A 21,009-nucleotide genomic window follows, 5' to 3' on the forward strand; every position below is an offset into this window, starting at 1 on the left:
GCCGCGCGCCGGTGCGCCCACGCTACGTGATCGGGGCGGTCGTCCGGCGCGCGCCCCTCGCCTTCCCACTGCCTTCATACCCACCCGCGGGCGGCTTGCGGCAGCACCGTGGCAGCGGGATGACAGCGCAGGGCAATAGGGTCTGGGGTATGCAGCAGACCGAGACCAGCAGCGCCGTCGTGGCCCCGGTGCGGGCGGCGGCGGCCCCGACCGGGCTCTCCCCGTCGCGCGCGGGCGACTTCCTGACCTGCCCGCTGTTGTACCGGCTGCGGGTGATCGACCGGCTGCCGGAGCCGCCGAGTCCGGCGGCGACCCGGGGCACGCTGGTGCACGCGGTGCTGGAGCGGCTGTTCGACTCCCCGGCGGCGGACCGTACGCCGGAGCGGGCGCTCGGGCTGCTGCGCCCGCAGTGGGAGCGGCTGCTCGGCGAGCGGCCGGAGCTGGCCGGGCTGTTCCCGGAGGACCCGGACGGCGCCGCGCTGACGCGCTGGCTGGGGGACGCGGAGAAGCTGGTCGCCCAGTGGTTCCGGCTGGAGGACCCGACCCGGCTGCATCCGGTGGAGCGGGAGCTCTACGTGGAGACGGCCCTGGAGTCGGGGCTGCTGCTGCGCGGCTACATCGACCGGGTCGATGTCGCGCCGACCGGCGAGGTCCGTCTGGTGGACTACAAGACCGGCCGGGCCCCCTCGAGGGATTTCGAGGGCAAGGCGATGTTCCAGATGAAGTTCTACGCGCTGGTGGTCTGGCGCTGGAAGGGCGTGCTCCCCCGGCGACTGCAGCTGGTCTATCTGGGCGGCGGCGGGGACGTGGTCAGCTACGACCCGGACGAGGCGGACCTGCTGGCGGTGGAGCGCAAGCTGCTGGCGCTGTGGGAGCGGATCGGCCTGGCGGTGGCGACCGGCGACTTCCCGGCGACCCGCAACCGGCTCTGCGACTGGTGCGATCACCAAGCCAGCTGTCCGGAGTTCGGCGGCACGCCGCCGCCGTACCCGCTGCCGCTGGCGCGTACGCCCGACGAGGACGATCCCACGGGGGATCCGACGAGCAAGGAGTCCTAGGTGACGATCCGAGTGCTGCTGGTCGACGACCAGCCGCTGCTGCGCACCGGTTTCCGGATGATCCTGGAGGCCGAGTCCGACCTGGTGGTGGTCGGTGAGGCCGGCGACGGCCAGCAGGCGCTGGACCAGGTGCGGGCGCTGCAGCCCGATGTGGTGCTGATGGACATCCGGATGCCGCGGATGGACGGGGTGGAGGCGACCCGCCGGATCGCCGGTCCGGGGCGGGACGGCCCGGCCAAGGTGCTGGTGCTGACCACGTTCGACCTGGACGAGTACGTGGTCGAGGCGCTGCGCGCGGGCGCGAGCGGCTTCCTGCTGAAGGACGTGCCGGCGGAGGAGCTGGTGCAGGCGATCCGGGTGGTGGCGGACGGCGCGGCGATGCTGGCGCCGTCGATCACCCGGCGGCTGCTGGACATGTACGCCACGAAGCTGCCGTCGGGCGAGGAGGCGCCGCCGCAGGCGCTGAACGCGCTGACCGAGCGGGAGCTGGAGGTGCTGAAGCTGGTGGCGCGCGGGCTGTCGAACGCGGAGATCGCGGCGGAGCTGTTCGTCAGCGAGACGACGGTGAAGACGCATGTCGGCCATGTGCTGACGAAGCTGCAGCTGCGGGACCGGGTGCAGGCGGCGGTGTACGCGTACGAGAGCGGCCTGGTGCGGCCCGGCGCGCTGTAGCGGACGACGGAGCGGCCCGCCCGCCCCCACCCCGGTCCGGGGTGGGGGCGGGCGGGCCGCTCCGTCGTGTTCGGGGCGCCGGCCCCGCGGGTCACTTGCCCTTGCCGACCCGGCCGATCTCCCAGAAGCGGAAGAAGCCGGTGGTGTCGACGGTCGACTCCACGCCGGTGATGTTGGAGCGGGAGGTGTAGAACGCCTTGTTCTGGAACAGCGGGATCAGCGGGGCGTTCTCGGCCACGATGCCCTGGATCTGGGCGTAGAGGCTGCTGGCGGTGGCCCGGTCGGTCTGCTTGAGGGTGTCGGGCACCAGCTTCTGGCTGATCCGCTGGTCGTCCCAGCCGTGGTGGTAGGCGCCACCCTCGACGATCAGCGGCGCGACGTAGTTGTCCGGGTCCGGGTAGTCCGCGAACCAGCCGATCAGGTACATCTGGTACTTGCTCTCGTTCCAGCCCTTCTTGAAGGCGTCCCAGTCGGGCTCCTGCTGGACGGTGACCTGGAACAGGCCGCCGGCCTCCAGCTGCTTCTTCAGGGTCTCGGCCTCGACGGCCTCGGCGCGCGAGCGCGACCAGGTGAGGTTGAGCTTGACCGGGGTGGCGACCTTGGCGGCGGCGAGGATCGCCTTGGCCTTGGCCGGGTCCTGGTCGCCGTAGCGGTCGAAGAAGGCCGTGTTGTGGCCGGTGACGCCCGCCGGGACCATGGAGTACAGCGGCTGGACGGTGCGCGCGAAGACGTCGCGGGCCAGGGCCTTGCGGTCGACCAGCTGGGCGGCGGCCTGGCGGACGGCGACGTTGCCGGCGGTGGCGTCCTTGGTGTTGAACACCAGGTAGCGGGTGTCGTTGCTGTCGCCCTCGACGACGCGCAGGTCGGTCTTGCCGCCCTGCTGGTCGGAGAGGATCTGCGCGGCGGTGTTCGGCTCGAGGCTGTTGTCGGCCAGGTCGACCTCGCCGTTGTCGATCGCGGTCTTGAGGTCGGCCGGCTTGTCGAAGTAGCGCAGCACGAACTTCTTGTTCCGGAGCTTGGCGTCGCCGGTGTACTTGTCGTTGGGCAGGAGCACGACCTTGGCCGGGCCGCTCTTCGGGGTCGCCTCGATGGAGTCGATCTTGTACGGGCCGGAGCCGACCAGCTTGTCGTTCGCCAGCGCCTTGTCCGCCGGGAAGACCTCCTGGTCGACGATGGCGCCGGCCGGGCCGGCCAGCTTGGCCGGGAGGGTGGCGTCGGGCTGGGCGAGGTGGAAGAGCACCTCGGTGTCGTTGACCGCCTCGACCGTCTTGATCGACGACAGCAGGCCGGCCGGGCCGTTGGCGTCGTTGATCTTCAGGGTCCGCTGGATCGAGAAGACGACGTCGGCGGAGGTCAGCGCGTGGCCGTTGGAGAACTTCAGCCCGCTCCGGAGCGTGCAGTGGTACTGGGTGGCGTCGCCGGCGGTGAACTCGCAGGACTGGGCGGCGTCCGGGGTGGGGGCGCTGGACGCGGCCGGGTAGCTGAGCAGCGACTGGAAGGTGTTGCGCAGCAGCAGCCAGGAGCCGGCGTCGTAGGCGACGGCCGGGTCCAGGGCGTTGGTCGTCGCGGTGGTGCCCAGGGTGATCGCCTTGTCGCCGTCGCCCTTGACGGCGTCGGTCACCGAGCCGCAGCCGGCCACCGTAACGGCCACGATTCCGGCGCAGCCGAGCACGGCCAGTCGTTCAGCGGAAGTCTTCACGGGTCGCGTCCTTCTGGGTGCGGGGCTGCGACCGCGGGCACGACGGGGGTGCCCGTCAGCGGCGGTGCCTGGGCTCGGGGGTGGAACGAACTGGAGTAGCGTGCCATATCGAACAGACACCCCCGATACCCGCACAGGTGACAGTTGGGACACGGGCGGGTGCGCTGGACTGGCCTCTCCTACGAGTTGTCAGGCAATGCCCGTTTTCTCCCCGGGGAGTCCCCCGGCCCGGCCCGGTCCGTCCGCTTACCGGTCGGTACCGACGGTCCGCAATGAGACGACAATCACACTCGCGAGGCGACCAGCGAGCGCAGCAGTTCCAGGTCGACCTGCTCCAGCGAGGACAGCACCAGGCGCCCCGGAGCGGGCTCGATCGGCGCCACCGAGGGGACGGCGATCACCGGGCAGCCGGCCGCCTCGGCGGCCCGCACGCCGGTCGGCGCGTCCTCCACCACCACGCAGCGGGCCGGGTCGGCGCCGAGCCGGCGGGCCGCCTCCAGGTACGGGTCCGGGTGCGGCTTGGTGCGGGCCACCTCGTCGCCGGCGACCGAGAAGGCGAAGTGCTCGGCGCCGAGCGAGCGGAGCACGATGTCGATGATGTGCCGGTGCGAGGCGGACACCAGGGCGGCCGGGACCCCGTGCGCGGCCAGCGTGTTGAGCAGCCGCTCGGCGCCCGGCATCAGCGGCACGCCGCCGTCCAGCAGGTCGACGAAGCGCCGGTTGATCAGCACGGTCAGCTCGGCCGGCGAGAGGTCCACCCCGGTACTGGCCAGCAGGTGGTCGATGACCCGGGTCATCGGGCCGCCGACCACGTGGGCGCGGTCCTCGGCGGTCAGCTCGTGGCCCAGCTCGGCGAAGAGCGAGGCCTCCGCCTGCCACCAGAAGTCCTCGGTGTCGACCAGCGTCCCGTCCATGTCCAGCAGCACCGCCTGCAGGCCCCGGTCGTCGTCGCCGCGGCCGAGGGTCGGGGTGGCGGTGGAGATGGTGGTCATTGGCGGGATCCTTCCGTCCGTGCCCGGATCGGACCCGGGGATGGCACGGGCCGGCCCGCTTTTGAGCGGACCGGCCCGTTCAGGATCATCAAGGATACGCCCGGGGACCCCGAATGAAGCGAACGCTGCGCAGCGTGGGCGTTACCGGGCGTTGAAGTACTTGGCCTCCGGGTGGTGGATCACGATCGCGTCGGTGGACTGCTCGGGGTGCAGCTGGAACTCCTCGGAGAGCACCACGCCGATCCGCTCGGGCTTCAGCAGCTCGGCGATCTTGGCGCGGTCCTCCAGCTCCGGGCAGGCCCCGTAGCCGAGCGAGAACCGGGCGCCGCGGTACTTGAGCGCGAACATGTCCTTGACGTCCTGCGGGTCCTCGTCGCCGAAGCCCAGCTCGTAGCGGACCCGCGCGTGCCAGAACTCGGCCAGCGCCTCGGCCAGCTGGACGGACAGTCCGTGCAGCTCCAGGTAGTCCCGGTAGGAGTTGTCGGCGAACAGCTCGTTGGCGGCCTCGGAGATCCGGTTGCCCATGGTGACCACCTGGAGGCCCAGCACGTCGCGGACCCCGGACTCCTCCGGGCGGAAGAAGTCGGCCAGGCAGAGCCGGCGCCCGCGCCGCTGGCGCGGGAAGGTGAACCTGGTCCGCTCGCTGCCGTCCTCGTGGAAGACGATCAGGTCGTCGCCCTTGGAGTTCGCCGGGTAGAAGCCGTAGACGACCGCCGCCTCCAGCCAGCCCTCGGTCTGCAGCCGGTCCAGCCACATCCGCAGCCGCGGCCGGCCCTCGGTCTCCACCAGCTCCTCGTACGAGGGGCCGTCGCCGTTCCGGGCGGCCTTGAGGCCCCACTGCCCCTTGAACAGCGCGTCCTCGTCCAGCCAGGAGGAGTAGTCGGCGAACGGCACGCCCTTGACGATCCGGTCGCCCCAGAACGGCGGCTCGGGCACCCGGTTGTCGACCGCGACGTCGGAACGGATCTGGCCGAGGTTGACCTCCTCCGGCTCCTCGACCTCGACCCGGGCGTGCCGGCGCTGCTTGAGCTCCGGCAGGGTGGCGCCGGGCACACCGCGCTTGACCGCGATCAGCGCGTCCATCAGCCGCAGGCCCTCGAAGGCGTCCCGGGCGTAGCGGACCTCGCCCTCGTAGATCTCGTGCAGGTCCTGCTCGACGTAGGCACGGGTCAGCGCGGCGCCGCCGAGGATCACCGGGTAGTCGGCCGCCAGCTTGCGCTGGTTCAGCTCCTCCAGGTTCTCCTTCATGATCACGGTGGACTTGACCAGCAGGCCGGACATCCCGATGACGTCCGCCCGGTGCTCCTGGGCGGCGTCCAGGATCGCCGAGACCGGCTGCTTGATGCCCAGGTTGACCACGGTGTAGCCGTTGTTGGACAGGATGATGTCGACCAGGTTCTTGCCGATGTCGTGGACGTCGCCCTTGACGGTGGCCAGCACGATGGTGCCCTTGCCCTCGTCGTCGGACTTCTCCATGTGCGGCTCCAGGTGGGCCACCGCGGTCTTCATGACCTCGGCCGACTGGAGCACGAACGGCAGCTGCATCTGGCCGGAGCCGAACAGCTCGCCGACCACCTTCATGCCGGCCAGCAGCGTGCTGTTGACGATCTCCAGGGCCGGGCGCTCCGTCAGCGCCTCGTCGAGGTCGGCCTCCAGGCCGTTGCGCTCGCCGTCGATGATCCGGCGCTGGAGCCGCTCCTCCAGCGGCAGCGCGGCCAGCTCCTCCGCCTTGGACGCCCGGACCGAGGACGAGGAGACGCCCTCGAACAGCTGCAGCAGCTTCTGCAGCGGGTCGTAGCCCTCGCTGCGGCGGTCGTACACCAGGTCGAGCGCGACCTCGCGCTGGTCCTCGGGGATCCGCGCCATCGGCAGGATCTTGGAGGCGTGCACGATCGCCGAGTCCAGGCCCGCGTCGACGCACTCGTTCAGGAAGACCGAGTTGATCACCATCCGGGCGGCCGGGCTGAGGCCGAAGGAGATGTTGGACAGACCGAGGGTGGTCTGCACGTCCGGGTGGCGGCGCTTGAGCTCGCGGATCGCCTCGATGGTCTCGATGCCGTCCCGGCGCGACTCCTCCTGCCCGGTGCCCAGGGTGAAGGCCAGGCAGTCGACCAGGATCGAGCCCTCGTCGACGCCGTACTCGCCGGTCAGCTGGGCGATCAGCCGCTCGGCGATCTCGACCTTCTTGGCCGCGGTGCGGGCCTGGCCGTCCTCGTCGATGGTCAGCGCGATCAGCCCGGCGCCGTGCTCGCGGGCCAGCGAGGCGATCCGGCCGAAACGGGTGTCCGGGCCGTCGCCGTCCTCGTAGTTCACCGAGTTCAGCACGGCGCGCCCGCCGAGCGACTCCAGGCCGGCCCGCAGCACCTCCGGCTCGGTGGAGTCCAGCACGATCGGCAGGGTGGAGGCGGTGGCCAGCCGACCGGCGATCTCCTTCATGTCGGCGACGCCGTCGCGGCCGACGTAGTCCACGCAGAGGTCCAGCAGGTGGGAGCCGTCCCGGATCTGGTCGCGGGCGATCTCCACGCAGGCCTGCCAGTCGCCGGCCAGCATCGACTCGCGGAACTTCTTCGAGCCGTTGGCGTTGGTGCGCTCGCCGATCGCCAGGTAGGAGGTGTCCTGGCGGAACGGCACCGACTGGTACAGCGAGGACGCGGACGGCTCGGGGCGCGGCTCGCGCGGCGCGACCGGGCGGCCCTGCACCCGCTCGACCACCTGGCGCAGGTGCTCGGGGGTGGTGCCGCAGCAGCCGCCGACCAGCGAGAGCCCGTAGTCGCGGGTGAACACGTCGTGCGCGTCGGCCAGCTCGGACGGGCTCAGCGGGTAGTGCGCGCCGTCCTTGCCCAGCACCGGCAGGCCCGCGTTGGGCATGCAGGACAGGCCGATCCGGGCGTTCTTCGCCAGGTAGCGCAGGTGCTCGCTCATCTCGGCCGGGCCGGTGGCGCAGTTCAGGCCGATGTAGTCGACGCCGAGCGGCTCCAGCGCGGTCAGCGCGGCGCCGATCTCCGAGCCGAGCAGCATGGTGCCGGTGGTCTCCACCGTCACCTGGACCAGCACCGGCAGGTCCAGGCCCGCGTCGGCCAGGGCCTGCTTGGAGCCCAGGATCGCGGCCTTGGTCTGCAGCAGGTCCTGGCTGGTCTCCACCAGCAGGGCGTCCGCGCCGCCGGCGATCAGACCGGCCGCGTTCTCCCGGAAGCCCTCGCGCAGGACCTCGTACGGGGCGTGGCCCAGGGTCGGCAGCTTGGTGCCGGGGCCGATCGAGCCGAGCACCCAGCGGGTCCGGCCGTCCTCGGCCGCGTGCGCGTCGGCGGCCTCGCGGGCCAGTCGGGCACCGGCCTCGGAGAGCTCGAAGATCCGGTCGGGGATGTCGTACTCGCCGAGCGCGGAGAAGTTGGCGCCGAAGGTGTTGGTCTCCACACAGTCCACGCCCACCGCGAAGTAGGCGTCGTGGACGGAGCGGACGATGTCGGGCCTGGTCAGGTTGAGGACCTCGTTGCAGCCCTCCAGGTTCTGGAAGTCCTCCAGCGTCGGGTCCTGTGCCTGGAGCATGGTGCCCATCGCTCCGTCGGCGACCACCACCCGGGTGGCCAGTGCCTCACGCAGCGCGTTCGCGCGGCTCTGCGGGGTGACGGACGGGCTGGCGGCAATGGCCATGGGGCTTCTCCCTGGGTGCGACGGCTGTCGGCTTTGCGAACCCGCTGAGTCGGGGACGCACGTGGCCAGGGTATCCGGACCCCGCCGGGAGGAGACCACCTATTCCGTATCCTGAACGCTCGGCCGAACAGGGGGGAACGACCGGATGACCACGATGCGGACACTGGTTCGGGACGGCGCACGGCGGGCCGGGGGCGCCGCCGCCGCCCGGGCCCGGGCGCTCCGGTCCCGCTGGCGCGGCTGGTCGAGGTGGCGCAAGAGCCTGGTGGTGGCGCTGACGGCGCTGGCCGTGGTGCTGGTCCCGGTCGGTTCGGCGGCGCTCGCGCTGCGCCTGCAGTACGTCGGCGACCCCTCCCCCGAGGCGCGCAGCCGCGGCCGTGACGCGCTCTGGCTCGGCCACGCCTGGGTGGACGGCCGGAAGGGTGACGCGGACGTCGCGGCCCTCGCCGAACGGCTGGCCGGCACCGGCGTGCGGGACCTCTACGTGCACACCGGCCCGCTGGAGCACGACGGCTCGCTGCCGCCCGCCGTGCACCCCCGGGCGGCCTGGTTCACCGGGGCCGCGCACCGGGCGCTGCCCGGGGTCCGGGTGCAGAGCTGGCTCGGCGACGAGGTGAAGCCGGAGAAGGACGGCCTGGACCTGGAGGACGCCGCCACCCGCGACCGGGTCACCGCCTCCGCCCGCCAGGTCCTGGACCTCGGCTTCGACGGCGTGCACTTCGACATGGAGCCGATCCGGCCGGGCTCCGACGGCTGGCTCGCCCTGCTCGACCAGGTCCGCCCGGTCACCGCCGGGCGCGGCGCGAAACTGTCCGTCGCCGCCCCGCAGATCGACCCGCTGCCCTACCAGCACGACGTCGCCATCGCGCTCACGGACCACGGCAAGTGGTGGGACCAGGCGTACTTCACCGCCACCGCCCGCCGGGTGGACCAGATCGCGGTGATGACCTACGACTCCAGCATGCCGACCGAGGGGTTCTACGGCGCCTACAACGCCTACCAGACCGAGCTCGCCCTGGAGGCCACCCCGGCGGAGGTCGACCTGCTGATGGGCCTGCCGTTCTACTGGGAGGACGAATGGGGCCACTGGGGGCGTGCCGAGACGGTCACCGCCGGGATCCGGGGCATCCGGCTGGGCCTGGGCCGGCAGGACCTGCACCGGCCGAACTTCGGCGTCGGCCTGTACGTGGACTTCGCCGCCACCGAGCAGAACTGGGCCGACTACCGGCGCGACTGGGTGCGATGAGGGCCGGTTCTCAGGGCGCGGCCAGCCGGTGGGCGAGCGCGCTCAGGTAGCGGTGGACGGTGGCGTCCTCTCCGGTCAGGTAGTGCGAGACGGCCCGGTACAGCGGCTGGTAGACCTCGCCGTGCTCGGTGACGGTGAGCGTGCAGCCCCGGCCCGCCGGTGTCAGCACGTACGTCCAGGTGCCGCCGTACGGCAGGTCGGGGTCCGCGATGCCGGTCACCAGGCGGTGTGGGGCGGCGCTCTCCACGACCTCGTAGGTGGTGTGGCCGTGCTTGCCGTACTCGCGCCACCGGGGGTGCCCGGCGGCGGTGGCGGGCAGCCGTTCGACGTGCGCCAGCCCCGGGCGCCAGGCCGGGAAGAGGTCGACGGCGGTCAGGACGTCCCAGACCTCGTCGGGCGGCCGGTCCAGTTCGAGTCCGCCCTCGCTGACGTGTTCCACCGGCAGTCGCCGGCCCGCGGCCAGCAGCGCCACCGCCAGCCCGGCCGTGGCTCCCGCCGCCACCACGGCGGTCGCCCCGACCGCCGTCCACCGCCGTCCGCTCATCCGCCGGCTCCTCACACCCTGTGCACCCGGCCCCATCACCCATCATCGCGCCGTCCCGCCGCGCGGGCGCGGCCGGGCCCGGGGCGGTCCCCCGGGGCCCGCCCGGATAACCGCTGGATCGCGGCCGTCCCCTCGCCCAGACTGTCCCGGTGGCCCGGCGGAACGGCGCTTCAAAGCCCGTAGGCTGGGCAGGTAGGGACCATGGAGCGCGGCGTTCCATGGGTGACGAGAGGTTCGACCGTCGGCTTCCGGCCGCCGGCACCCGGGCATTCCCGGCCGGGTGGCGCGGTGGACGCCGACCGGAGGGAGACGCTGGGTGATCGAGCTGGAGGAAGTTCCCGAGTTGATCGACCCGGTGATGGTGTGCGCCTTCGAGGGGTGGAACGACGCGGGTGACGCCGCCTCGGCCGCGCTGGCGCACCTGGACGAGACCTGGGGCGGCAAGGTGTTCGCCGCGCTCGACGCGGAGGAGTACTACGACTTCCAGGTCAACCGGCCCACCGTGTGGCTGGACGGCGGGGTGCGCCGGATCACCTGGCCCACCACCCGGCTCTCGGTGATCCGGGTCACCGAGCCGACCACCCGGGACGTGGTGCTGGTCCGCGGCATCGAGCCGAGCATGCGCTGGCGCTCGTTCTGCAACGAGCTGCTCGGCTTCGCGCACGAGCTGGGCGTCGAGCTGGTGGTGATCCTGGGCGCACTGCTCGGCGACACCCCGCACAGCCGCCCGGTGCCGGTCAGCGGTGTCACCTCGGACCCGGAGCTTGCCCGCCGGCTGGAGCTGGAGGAGAGCCGCTACGAGGGACCGACCGGGATCGTCGGGGTGCTCCAGGAGGCGTGCACGCACGCCGGGGTGCCGGCCGTGACGCTGTGGGCGGCGGTGCCGCACTACGTCGCCCAGCCGCCGAACCCCAAGGCCACCCTGGCGCTGGTCAACAAGCTGGAGGACCTGCTGGACCTGCGCATCCCGCCGGGCGAGCTCGGCGAGGACGCCCGGGCGTGGCAGCTGGGCGTGGACCAGCTGGCCGCCGAGGACAGCGAGGTCGCGGAGTACGTCCAGCAGCTGGAGGAGGCGCAGGACACCGCGGAGCTGCCGGAGGCCTCGGGCGACGCGATCGCCCGGGAGTTCGAGCGGTACCTGCGGCGCCGGGAGAACGTCGGGCCGACCGGCGAGAAGCCGGTCTCCGGGCACGCCACCGCGGAGCGGCCGGCCGAGCCGGAGCCTCCGACGGCCCGGGAGAGCCAGGACGGCGCCGAGGAGGACTGAGCGGACCGGAACCGCCGTACCGACGCCGTGGGGGCGTCGAGGCCAGTGGCCTCGACGCCCCCACGGCGTTGACGGGACTCCGCGCGGACTCCCTGGGGCGCGACGCCCTAGAGCGCGACGCCGAGCAGCGCGTCCACGGTGCGGGTGACCAGACCGGGGGCGCCGATCACGGTGCCGCCGTCGCGCTCCTGCGCGGCGGCCCAGCGGTCCACCGCGGCCAGCGCGGCCGGGGCGTCCAGGTCGTTCGCGAGCGCGGCGCGGACCTCGGCGAGCAGCTGCTCGGCGGCCGGGCCGTCCGGGCGGGAGACCGCGGCGCGCCAGCGGGCGAGCCGCTCGACGGCCTCGTCCAGGGTGCCCTTGGTCCACTCCCAGTCCTCGCGGTAGTGGTGCGAGAGCAGGGCCAGCCGGATCGCCGCCGGGTCGACGCCCTCGCGGCGCAGGGCCGAGACGAAGACCAGGTTGCCGCGGGACTTGGACATCTTGTGGCCGTCCAGGCCGACCATGCCGGCGTGCACGTACGCCTGGGCGTACGGGTGGGCGCCGGTGGCCACCTGGGCGTGCGCGGCACCCATCTCGTGGTGCGGGAAGGACAGGTCGCTGCCGCCGCCCTGGATGTCGAAGGACATGCCGAGGAACTGCAGGGCGATCGCGACGCACTCGATGTGCCAGCCGGGGCGGCCGTGGCCGAGCTCGGTGTCCCAGGCGGGCTCGCCGGGACGGGCGGCCAGCCAGAGCAGGGCGTCCAGCGGGTGGCGCTTGCCGGGGCGGTCCGGGTCGCCGCCGCGCTCGGCGAAGACCGGGAGCATGGCCTCGCGGGTGAGGCCGGAGACCTCGCCGAAGGTCGGGTCGGCCTCGACCGAGAAGTAGATGTCGCCGTCCAGCTCGTAGGCGGCACCGCTCGCGAGCAGCTTCTGGACCAGCGGGACGATCCACGGGATGGACTCGACGGCGCCGATGTAGTGGGCCGGCGGGAGCAGCCGCAGCGCGGTCATGTCCTCGCGGAACAGCGCGGTCTCGCGCTCGGCGAGGGCCACCCAGTCCTGTCCGGTCTCGACCGCGCGCTGGAGCAGGGGGTCGTCGACGTCGGTGACGTTCTGCACGTAGAGGACGTCGTGTCCGGCGTCCTTCCATACCCGCTGCACCAGGTCGAAGGCGTTGTAGGTGGCGGCGTGGCCCATGTGGGTCGCGTCGTAGGGCGTGATGCCGCAGACGTAGATCCGGGCGGTGCCGTCCTGCGGCACGACCTCCCGGATGCCTCCCGTCGCGGTGTCGTGGATTCGAAGGGGGAGCCCCTGACCAGGCAGGGCGGGAACCTCGGAGGCGGGCCAGGCATGCATGGGATCGACTTTAACCTTGAGAACATTTGAAAGCCTAACCAGTCGGCAAGATCGACTGGATTCGTCTGCTTTCGCGGCCCGGGCGCTTCCTGACCGATCGTGTCCGGAAACCTTCGCCGGAGCGCCGGGGCGAAAGCGGCGCGAAGGCGGACCGGAAGCGGAACGGCGGCAGGCCGGAACCGCGCCGGAACCGCCCCGTGCACGGCCACACGGGGCGGTCCGGGCGGACGGGCGCCCGGTCGGCCCTGCCGCCGACCGGGCGCCCGCGACCCTGCGGGCAGACGGCCGGAGCCGCTACAACCGCTGCCAGAGGGCCGGCACGTTCGGCGGCTCCCACCCCGCGATGGCGGTGTGCCCCTGGAGGCACCGGTAGGAGACGCCGCCGTAGGTGACGCGGTCGCCCGCGTTGTAGAAGGTGCCCGCGGTCCAGGTCCCGCCCGGCGCCGTGGTGGGCGGCGTGGTGGGGGGTGTGGTGGGCGGCTTGGTCGGCGTGGTGGGGGTGGCGGTCGGGGTCGGGGTCTGCGGCACGTTGAGCACGAAGTCGTACGTGCCCTCCTTCGCCGAGCCGACCTGGCGGACGTTCATCAGCAGCCGCGCGTCGTAGATGGTGTCGGTGCTGTTGCGCGGCTCGTTCGGGAAGTACAGCTGGGTGGTGAGCACCGGCCGGCCGGGCGCCTGGAGCTTGACGTGGATGTGCCGGGTGCGACCCGGGTAGAGGCCGGGCACGATCGTGGTGAGGCTGAACGCACCCTGGGCGTTGGTGAACTGGTGGCCGCGGAAGGTGAACCCGACGTTGTCGTAGGCACCGTTCACGTCGGCCTGCCAGAAGTCCAGCAGGACGCCGGACAGGGGCAGGCAGGCGCGGCCGAAGACGTAGCCGCTGACGGTGAGCCTGGTGCCCGGGGTGCTGTCGGTGATGAGCGAGGTGCGCAGCGGCGAGTTGGGCTTGAAGTACGGCCCCTCGGTCTGCTCGATGGTCGGGGCGTCGCCGTCGTGGCACTCGGGCGTGAAGTCCGGCATCTCGCCGGTGCCGACCCGGTCGCGGGCCAGGGCGACGCCGCCGCCGACCAGCAGGGGGGCGGTGCCGAGAACGGCGGCTGCCCGGAGGACGGTCTTGCGGCTTATCCGGCGGTCGGTGGGACCGTCCGTCCCGGTGACGGGCTCTTCGGACGCGGGCATGCGCCGACTCCTTCGCTGTGGGTGTGGGGGATCTGCCGGTGTCGATGGGAATGACGGCCCTTGCCATGGTGGGGGCATGACAAGGACCGGGCCGGCGGGCCGCCCGCTCGCGCCGGGCGGTCCGCCGGTGGCCGACAGTCAACCTACGGGCCGTCCGGACCTGCCGCGATGGACGTGATCCGGGGATCGTGGTGATTTCCTCCGACCTTGGCCCGGAACTCCCCGGGCGTCATCCCGGTCTCCCGGCGGAAGAACCGGCAGAAGTACGCCGGGTCCCCGAACCCGGCCTCCCGGGACACCTGACGCACCGTCAGTTCGGTGCAGGCCAGCAACCGCTTGGCCTCCAGCGTCTGCTGCTGGCGGATCAGCCGCCCCGGCGTCCGGCCGGTCGCCTGCTTGACCGTCGCCTGGAGGTGCCCCGGGGAGACCCCCAGCTCCTGGGCGCAGGAGGCGACCGAGCGTTGCACTCCGCCCGGGTCGGCGATCAGCCGGGTGAACGCGGCGGCGAGGTCGCCGGTGCGGCCCGGCAGCGCCCCCGGGCCGACCGGCGCGCAGGCCCGCAGGGCGCGGACCACCAGGATGTGCAGACTGGCCCGCAGCACGCCCGGATAGCCCGCCGGCCGCGCCCGGTACTCGGCCTCCATGTCCGCCAGCAGCGCGGCGATCGGCCCGGCCTGCTCGCCCAGCCGCACCGCCGGGCGACCGGCCAGGACGCGCAGCGCGGCGAGGTCCTGCGGATTGGTCAGGAGGAAGTCCTCGTTGAACAGCACGACCTGGCCGGTGAGGTCGTCCGCGTCCACCCAGTGGTGCACCTGGCCGGGCGCGATCACGCACAACTGCGGCGGCTGCAACGGTCGCTGGACCAGGTCCAGGACGTGGGCGCCGCGGCCGCCGGTGACGTAGACGATCTCGAAGAAGGAGTGCCGGTGGGGGAAGCCGGCCCGGGACAGCGGGCCGATGGTGTCGAAACTGCCGATCGCGAACGGGAGCAGATGCGGCAGCGGGACCTGGAGGCGGTGCAGCGGCAGGTCCAGGTGGGGGGTGGTCCGTCGCTCGTCCATCGTCGCAGTGTGCGGCCGGGACCTGGCACCGGTCCAGACCACTGTCCGGTGGAAGGACTTCCGGACGGGTGGTCCGGCGGGCCGGACGGCCCCGGCTTCGAAGGCGGGAGGCCCCGCCGGACCGTCGGATCGGGGGAGGCCGCACCGGACCGGCGGATCGCGGGAGGCGCCGCCGGACCGTCCGATCGCGGGAAGCCCCGCCGGACCGTCAGATCGGCGGCCAGGGGATGGACGGCCAGTCCTCGGAGGGCAGCGGATGGGTACCGGCGGCGAGCAGCGCCGCCACCCGGGCCCGGGTGGCGTCCAGTTCGGCCGCCGTCAGGTGCGGGGCCAGCCGCTCCCCCAGCGCGCCGTCCAGCTGGCCGGCCAGGCCGGCCAGCACCGCCGCCGCCTCCTCGGGCAGCGGGCTCCCGGCCCAGCCCCAGAGCAGGGTGCGCAGCTTGCCCTCGCTGTGGAAGGTGACGCCGTGGTCGATGCCGTAGATCCGGCCGTCCGCGGCCGGGATCAGGTGGCCGCCCTTGCGGTCGGCGTTGTTGAGGACGGCGTCCAGTACGGCGAGCCGGCGCAGCCGCTCGTCGTCGGGGTGGACCAGCAGCGCGGTGCGCCCGTCGCCGACCTCGGCCCGGACGATCGGCAGCCAGCCGTCCTCGGGGCCGTCCGGGTCCTGGAGCGCGAGCAGCGGGTCCGCGTCCGGGTCGGGCTCGACCCACAGCTGCACCATGCCGGGGCCGTGCGGGCCGTCCCGCAGCACGGTGGGCGGGACCAGCCCCCAGCCGGTGGCGGCGGACAGCTCGTAGGCGGCGACCTCGCGGCCGGCCAGGGTGCCGTCCGGGAAGTCCCAGAGCGGGCGCTCGCCGGCCACCGGCTTGTAGACGGCCTGGGCGGCGAGGCCTTCGGTGCCGTCGATGCCGACGGTGCAGTAGAGGGCCGCGTTGGAGGCGTCGGTGAGCCGGCCGTGCACGGTCAGCGCGCCCTCCCGCAGCAGCCGCAGCGCGGTCGGCGGGTCGGCGGCGAGGGCGGCGGCCCCGGCGGGGTCGGCGCGCGGCGGCTCGATCCCGCCGGCCGGGGCGGACGAGGTGTTCAGCGCCGGTACCCGTTCGCGCGCGGGCACAGGTGGCCCTCCGGGTCGAGCGGCAGGTTGCAGAACGGGCAGGGCTTGCGGCCGGCCGCGACGAGGTCCAGCGCGCGCCTGGCGAACACCCGGGCCATCGCGCCGGACAGCCGCACCCGGAGCATGTCGGGGCCGTTCTCGTCGTCCTCGAAGACGGCGGCGCCCTCCTCCTCGCCCTCCTCCTCCTCGATCAGCGCCTGTGCCTCGACGACCAGGCAGCTGTCCACGGTGTCCCACGCCAGCGCCATCGTGCCGACCCGGAACTCCTGCTCCAGCGGCAGGTCCAGCGGTGCGGTGTCCAGCAGCTCCTGCGGGGCACCGGCCGGGATCGCGGCGTCGCCGCCGCTGCGGCGCAGGGCCTCGTCGAGGACCTCCTCGATCCGCTCGGCGAGCGCGGCGACCTGGGTCTTCTCCAGCAGCACGCTGGTGATCCGCCCCCGGGCGCTGGCCTGGAGGTAGAACGCCCGGGCGCCGGGCTGGCCGACGGTGCCGGCCACGAACCGTTCGGGCTGGTCGTAGAAGTAGACCTGACGGGGCACGCTCTCGCTCCGGATCGTATCGATCGTCGTGGACGTCGGGGACGTCACGGGGTTCGGGGTCGGGCTCGGTGGTCCCGGGGTGCGCGGCGGGGTGCACCGGGGCCCACTGGTCACCCTACGACCTCCCGGGCCGGGCCGGGGAGCCGAGCCCCGGGGCCGGCCGCCGGGGGCCGTTGCGCGGGTCCGGCCCGATCAGGCCGCGCCGGTGGACCCGCCGACCACGGCGTCCCCGCTCGGACCGGCCTGGCCGGTCTGCCCGGGGTGGGCGGCGGGCCGGGGCGCGAGGGAGGCGAGGTCGCCGGTGTCGCCCATCCGCAGCACGAACGGGCGGCGCGCGGTGTAGCGGATCGCGGTGACCGAGCAGGGATCGACGTTGATCCGCTGGAAGTGGTCGAGGTGCAGGCCCAGCGCGTCGGCCACCACGGCCTTGATCACGTCTCCGTGCGAGCAGGCGATCCAGACCGCGTCCTCGCCGTGCTCGGCGGCGATCTTCTCGTTCCACTCGCGGACCGCGTCGACGGTTCGGTGGCTCAGCTCGCGCAGCGACTCGCCGCCCGGGAAGGCCGCGGCGGCCGCGTGGTCCTGGACGGTGCGCCAGAGCGGTTCCTTGGCGAGTTCGGCCAGCGGGCGGCCGGTCCACTCCCCGTAGTGGCACTCGCCGAGGCGCTCGTCCAGCGCGGGCTCGCCCGGCGCGGTGCCGCCGTGCTCGGGACCGGCCAGCCCGGGGCGGGCGGCGAGCAGCGGCTCCAGGGTCTGCCGGCAGCGCTCCAGCGGGCTGCTGACCGCCTGGACCAGCGGGACCGGGGCGAGCCGGTCGGCGAGGGCGGCGGCCTGGGCGCGCCCGGTGTCGTCGAGCTCCACGCCCGGCGTCCAACCGGCCAGGATTCCGGCGGTGTTCGCGGTGGAGCGGCCGTGGCGGACGAGCAGCAGGGTGGGCATGGGCCCACCCTACGGCCTCCCGGACCGGGGCGGGAGGGCTTCCGGATCTTGGTCGGGGCGCCGTGGCGGCGGCGGAGCGGGCCGTCACGGCGGGGCGGGGGCGGGACGTCGCGGCGGGCACCGGGGCGGGGGCGGGCCGGACGGGCGGCCGGGGCGGGACGCCGGGGCAGTACGGGTGGGGTGCACAGGACGCGGGGAACGCGGGGAGCACGGGAGAACGGTGCCGGGGCGAACCGTCGTCGCGGCGGATGTTTCGGAAGGGCGCCAGGGGCGAGAATGGCGCGCATGATCGTCCACTGCGCCATCTACCGGGACGGCCGCCCGGTCGCGACGCCCTCCGGTCCGGCCGGCTCCCTCGCCGCCGCCCGGAAGGCGGGGCGCGGCGGCTTCGTCTGGATAGGCCTGTTCGAGCCGACCGCCGAGGAACTCGACCAGGTCTCGGAGGAGTTCGGCCTGCACCCGCTGGCCGTCGAGGACGCGGTCGGCGCCCACCAGCGGCCCAAGGTGGAGGCCTACCAGGACTCGCTGTTCGTCGCGCTCAAGACCCTCGGTTACCACCCCGGCGGCCACGCGGTGACCAGCGGCGAGGTGATGCTCTTCGTCGGCGAGGACTTCGTGATGACCGTCCGGCACGGCGCCGACAGCCCGCTCGGCGACCTGCGGGCCGAGCTGGAGGAGCAGCCGGAGGTGCTCAAGTACGGCCCGAGTGCCGTGCTGCACTCCGTCTGCGACGCGGTGGTGGACGGCTACGTGGACGTGGTGGTCGGGCTGCAGGCGGACCTCGACGAACTGGAGGCCGATGTCTTCGCCCCCGGCCGGGTGGGCCGGGACGTCGCGAGCCGGATCTACGGCTACAAGCGGCAGCTGGTCACCGTCCGCCGGGCCACCGGCCCGCTGGTCGAGCCGATGGTACGGCTGGACCGCGGCGGGGTGCCGTTCGTCCGTGCCGAGGCGCGGCCCTATCTGCGGGACGTCTCGGACCACCTGGCCCGGGCCAACGACCAGGTGGAGGGGATGGACCGGCTGCTCTCGGACATCCTCGCCGCCAACCTGGCACAGGTCAGCGTGCAGCAGAACAACGACATGCGGAAGATCTCGGCCTGGGCGGCGCTGGCCGCCGTGCCGACGATGATCGCGGGCGTGTACGGGATGAACTTCGAGCACATGCCGGAACTGCACCAGGCCTGGGGCTACCCGGCGGCGGTGTCGCTGATGGTGGTGGTCTGCGTGCTGCTGCACCGGGTGTTCAAGCGCTCCGGCTGGCTGTAGGCCCGGCCCCGGCGCGCCCGGGTGGCACCGCCGCCCTCGGGACGGTGCCACCGGGCCCGGTGATCAGGCCAGGCCGGCCCGCTCCAGCGCCGCGACGCCGGTGCGCAGCGCGGTGATCCGCTCGTCCAGGGTGAAGCCGGCCGGGGCCAGGGTGAGCGTGGTGACGCCCGCGTCGGCGTACGCCTGCATCCGGTCGGCGATCCGGGCGGTGTCGCCGATCAGCGAGGTGGCGTCGATGAGCTCGTGCGGGACGGCGGCGGCCGCGCCCGCGTAGTCCCTGGCCAGGTAGCGCTCCTGGACCTCGTCGGCGGCCTGCTCGTAGCCCATCCGCCGGGCGAGCTGGTTGTAGAAGTTCTTCTCCTTGCTGCCCATGCCGCCGATGTAGAGCGCGGTGTACGAGCGCTGCGAGTCGACGCCCGCCTTGATGTCCTCGCCGACCGCGATGGCGACGGTCGGGCAGACGTCGAATCCCTCGAACTCCCGGCCGGTCTCGGCACCGGCCCGGACCCGGCCGGCCTTCAGCGGGTCGAGCGAGAGCGCGGCGTGCTGCGGGTCGAAGAAGATGCCGAGCCAGCCGTCGGCGATCTCGCCGGTCTGCTCCAGGTTCTTCGGGCCGATCGCGGCGATGTACAGCGGGATGTGCTCGCGCACCGGGTGCACGGTGAGCTTGATCGGCTTGCCGGGGCCGCCGGGCAGCGGCAGCGTCCAGTGCTCGCCCTCGTGGACCAGCCGCTCGCGGGACATCGCCTTGCGGATGATCTCCACGTACTCGCGGGTGCGGGCCAGCGGCTTGTCGAACTTCACGCCGTACCAGCCCTCGGAGACCTGGGGGCCGGAGACGCCGAGGCCGAGCCGGAAACGGCCGCCCGAGAGGGTGTCCAGGGTCGCGGCGGTCATCGCGGTCATCGCCGGGGTGCGGGCCGGGATCTGGAAGATCGCCGAGCCCACGTCGATCCGCTCGGTCCGGGCGGCGACGAAGGACAGCACGGTGGCCGCGTCCGAACCGTAGGCCTCGGCCGCCCAGCAGACCGAGTAGCCGAGCCGGTCGGCCTCCTGGGCGACGGCGATGTTGTCGGCGTCCATGCCGAGTCCCCAGTAGCCGAGGTTGATGCCGAGTCGCATGGGCACTGCCTTCCAGTCGGTTGTGTCGTGAGGGTAGCGGCGCGTCCGGCGGACATGCTACTGGCCGGTAGGAGTGGTCCGGGTCACATTCCGGCCGCGTGGCGGGGGCCGGGCGCGACCGGCCGCGGGGGCGGCTCCGTCCCGCCGCGGGGGCGGGGGCGGTCCTGCGGGTCTGCGCACCTGCCCGGGCACCGGCCGCTACGCTCAGCCGACGTGGGGGCGCCTCGCCCCACCTGCGTGTTCGTCCCCGTCGTCCCGGCCGCGCTGCCGGCCGGTGGCGCCGCGCCGCCACCGCACCTACGGCCAGTAAGAGGGCACGTCCGATGGAAAAGCGTCACCTCGGCCGCACCGGGCTGCAGGTCTCCCGGCTCGGCCTCGGCACCATGACCTGGGGCCGCGCCACCGACGAGCAGGAGGCCGCGGAACAGCTCAAGGAGTTCGTCGACGCGGGCGGAAACCTCGTCGACACCGCCGACGTCTACGCCGACGGCGACGCCGAGTACCTGCTCTCCCGGCTCACCGACAGTCTCGTCCCCCGCTCCGAGCTGGTCATCGCCACCAAGGCCGGCAGCGTCCCGGCCGCCCGCCGCTTCGACGGCTCGCGCGGGCACCTGCTCGCCGCGCTCGACGCCTCGCTGCGCCGGCTCGGCACCGACTACGTCGACCTGTGGCAGGTGCACGCCTTCGACCCGGCCACCCCCGTCGAGGAGACCCTCAGCGCGCTCGACATCGCCGTCTCCTCCGGCCGGGCCCGTTACGTCGGGGTCTGCGACTTCAGCGGCTGGCAGCTGGCCAAGGCCGCCACCTGGCAGAACGCCCACCACGGGCGGGTCCCGCTGGCCGGGGCGCAGCTGGAGTACTCGCTGCTCCAGCGCGGCATCGAGCGGGAGGCCCTGCCCGCCGCCCGGGACACCGGGGTCGGGCTGCTCGCCGCCTCCCCGCTCGGGCGCGGTGTGCTGACCGGCAAGTACCGGCACGGCCTCCCGCAGGACTCGCGCGGCGCCTCGCCGTACCTGTCGGGGTTCGTCCAGCCCTACCTCGGGGAGCGTCCGCGCCGGATCGTGGACGCCGTCGCGACCGCCGCCGACGGCCTCGCCAGCAGCCCGCTGGCGGTCGCGCTCGCCTGGGTCCGGGACCGCCCCGGGGTGGCGAGCGCGCTGGTCGGGGCCCGCACCGTGGGGCAGCTGCAGGCGGCGCTGTCGGTGGAGGCGCTTACGCTTCCGGAGGAGATCCGCGGTGCGCTCGACGACATCTCGGCGCCGGTCCACCGCTACCCCGACCAGGGGTGGAGCGAGCTGTAGCGGTCGCCCCACCCCGCACCCG

17 protein-coding genes are annotated in these 21,009 nt (G+C 73.4%); 6 read left to right on the top strand and 11 right to left on the bottom strand.

The features are described 5' to 3' along the window. Positions 1–149: 149 nt before the first annotated feature. Both ACIPYS_RS37990 and ACIPYS_RS37995 read left to right on the top strand, forming a co-directional pair. Positions 150–1,058 (top strand): RecB family exonuclease, encoded by a 909-nt coding sequence (locus ACIPYS_RS37990; protein WP_400754943.1) that lies wholly within the window; start codon positions 150–152, stop codon positions 1,056–1,058. Beyond that, positions 1,059–1,730, top strand: coding sequence for a response regulator transcription factor (locus tag ACIPYS_RS37995; protein ID WP_030299918.1), 672 nt, complete (start codon positions 1,059–1,061; stop codon positions 1,728–1,730). Between the two features lie 91 nt (positions 1,731–1,821). On the opposite strand, the gene ACIPYS_RS38000 is transcribed toward ACIPYS_RS37995, so the two are convergent. The 3 genes from ACIPYS_RS38000 to metH all read right to left on the bottom strand — a co-directional run bounded on the left by ACIPYS_RS38000 (position 1,822) and on the right by metH (position 8,072). Then, positions 1,822–3,429, bottom strand: coding sequence for an ABC transporter substrate-binding protein (locus ACIPYS_RS38000; protein ID WP_159425042.1), 1,608 nt, complete (start codon positions 3,427–3,429; stop codon positions 1,822–1,824). Between the two features lie 284 nt (positions 3,430–3,713). Beyond that, the gene (locus tag ACIPYS_RS38005) at positions 3,714–4,421 is read right to left on the bottom strand and encodes an HAD family hydrolase (protein ID WP_400754947.1); all 708 of its coding nucleotides are present in this window, start codon (positions 4,419–4,421) and stop codon (positions 3,714–3,716) included. A gap of 141 nt (positions 4,422–4,562) precedes the next feature. Beyond that, complete coding sequence (gene metH, locus ACIPYS_RS38010) at positions 4,563–8,072, bottom strand: methionine synthase (RefSeq protein ID WP_162497196.1); 3,510 nt, start codon at positions 8,070–8,072, stop codon at positions 4,563–4,565. A 145-nt stretch (positions 8,073–8,217) separates the two neighbouring features. On the opposite strand from metH, the gene ACIPYS_RS38015 reads away from it, so the two are divergent. Beyond that, positions 8,218–9,318: a hypothetical protein gene (locus ACIPYS_RS38015; protein WP_400754951.1), complete on the top strand. Its 1,101-nt coding sequence runs from the start codon at positions 8,218–8,220 to the stop codon at positions 9,316–9,318. A 10-nt stretch (positions 9,319–9,328) separates the two neighbouring features. On the opposite strand, the gene ACIPYS_RS38020 is transcribed toward ACIPYS_RS38015, so the two are convergent. Further along, a complete protein-coding gene (locus ACIPYS_RS38020; RefSeq protein ID WP_159425041.1) occupies positions 9,329–9,862 on the bottom strand; it encodes an SRPBCC family protein in 534 nt (177 codons plus the stop codon). A gap of 316 nt (positions 9,863–10,178) precedes the next feature. Here ACIPYS_RS38020 and ACIPYS_RS38025 point away from each other — a divergent pair, with 316 nt between their 5' ends. After that, the gene (locus tag ACIPYS_RS38025; RefSeq protein ID WP_045939655.1) at positions 10,179–11,129 is read left to right on the top strand and encodes a PAC2 family protein; all 951 of its coding nucleotides are present in this window, start codon (positions 10,179–10,181) and stop codon (positions 11,127–11,129) included. A 107-nt stretch (positions 11,130–11,236) separates the two neighbouring features. On the opposite strand, the gene mshC is transcribed toward ACIPYS_RS38025, so the two are convergent. The 6 genes from mshC to ACIPYS_RS38055 all read right to left on the bottom strand — a co-directional run bounded on the left by mshC (position 11,237) and on the right by ACIPYS_RS38055 (position 17,295). Then, entirely contained in the window at positions 11,237–12,466 is a 1,230-nt protein-coding gene (gene mshC / locus ACIPYS_RS38030) for a cysteine--1-D-myo-inosityl 2-amino-2-deoxy-alpha-D-glucopyranoside ligase (RefSeq protein ID WP_093862719.1), read from the bottom strand. A 294-nt stretch (positions 12,467–12,760) separates the two neighbouring features. Then, entirely contained in the window at positions 12,761–13,645 is an 885-nt protein-coding gene (locus tag ACIPYS_RS38035) for a carbohydrate-binding protein (protein WP_093862718.1), read from the bottom strand. Positions 13,646–13,788: 143 nt separating this feature from the next. Beyond that, on the bottom strand, positions 13,789–14,706 hold the full coding sequence (locus ACIPYS_RS38040; RefSeq protein ID WP_093862717.1) for a helix-turn-helix domain-containing protein: 918 nt from the start codon (positions 14,704–14,706) through the stop codon (positions 13,789–13,791). Positions 14,707–14,914: 208 nt separating this feature from the next. Next, positions 14,915–15,760, bottom strand: coding sequence for an SCO1664 family protein (locus ACIPYS_RS38045; protein ID WP_400754988.1), 846 nt, complete (start codon positions 15,758–15,760; stop codon positions 14,915–14,917). 26 nt (positions 15,761–15,786) lie between these two features. Then, complete coding sequence (locus ACIPYS_RS38050; RefSeq protein WP_093862715.1) at positions 15,787–16,356, bottom strand: DUF3090 domain-containing protein; 570 nt, start codon at positions 16,354–16,356, stop codon at positions 15,787–15,789. A 192-nt stretch (positions 16,357–16,548) separates the two neighbouring features. Then, the gene (locus tag ACIPYS_RS38055; protein ID WP_400754959.1) at positions 16,549–17,295 is read right to left on the bottom strand and encodes a histidine phosphatase family protein; all 747 of its coding nucleotides are present in this window, start codon (positions 17,293–17,295) and stop codon (positions 16,549–16,551) included. A gap of 276 nt (positions 17,296–17,571) precedes the next feature. Between ACIPYS_RS38055 and ACIPYS_RS38060 the strand changes: the two genes are divergently transcribed. After that, positions 17,572–18,564, top strand: coding sequence for a magnesium and cobalt transport protein CorA (locus tag ACIPYS_RS38060; protein ID WP_400754962.1), 993 nt, complete (start codon positions 17,572–17,574; stop codon positions 18,562–18,564). 63 nt (positions 18,565–18,627) lie between these two features. Here the strand turns inward: ACIPYS_RS38060 and ACIPYS_RS38065 are convergent, their stop codons facing one another. Continuing rightward, the gene (locus tag ACIPYS_RS38065) at positions 18,628–19,686 is read right to left on the bottom strand and encodes an LLM class F420-dependent oxidoreductase (RefSeq protein WP_093862713.1); all 1,059 of its coding nucleotides are present in this window, start codon (positions 19,684–19,686) and stop codon (positions 18,628–18,630) included. Between the two features lie 323 nt (positions 19,687–20,009). Between ACIPYS_RS38065 and ACIPYS_RS38070 the strand changes: the two genes are divergently transcribed. Then, complete coding sequence (locus ACIPYS_RS38070; RefSeq protein ID WP_093862712.1) at positions 20,010–20,987, top strand: aldo/keto reductase; 978 nt, start codon at positions 20,010–20,012, stop codon at positions 20,985–20,987. The last annotated feature ends 22 nt before the right edge of the window (positions 20,988–21,009 follow it).

Origin of the sequence: Kitasatospora sp. NPDC089913 (assembly GCF_044748625.1) — a bacterium.
GTDB lineage: Bacteria > Actinomycetota > Actinomycetes > Streptomycetales > Streptomycetaceae > Kitasatospora.